This window comes from Paraburkholderia sp. SIMBA_030, assembly GCF_046535245.1.
Taxonomy (GTDB): domain Bacteria; phylum Pseudomonadota; class Gammaproteobacteria; order Burkholderiales; family Burkholderiaceae; genus Paraburkholderia.
Genome location: NZ_JAWRXB010001152.1, coordinates 1 through 252 on the forward strand (window position 1 = coordinate 1; position 252 = coordinate 252).

Sequence of the window (252 nt, forward strand, 5' to 3'; positions counted from 1 at the left end):
GGCACGAATGCGTCCGGCCTCGAGCGCAGTGCCGTGAGAATGCCTCTTAACAGATCGATCGGTGGTGGCGGACAGCCTGGAATGGCGACATCCACCGGAAGGAGGGCAGACAGCGGCCCACACACGGCATAGCTGTCCCTGAAGATCCCACCCGTGCACGCGCAATCGCCTGCAGCAACCACCAGCTTCGGATGGGGCGTCGCGTCCCATACCCGTCGAACCGCTTCCTTCATGTTCAGTGCGAGCGGACCG

At 63.9% G+C, this 252-nt stretch carries 1 pseudogene; it reads right to left on the reverse strand.

Annotated elements, in window-relative coordinates:
• Positions 1 to 252: pseudogene (locus SB772_RS43640) on the reverse strand (formate hydrogenlyase); the annotation flags it as partial.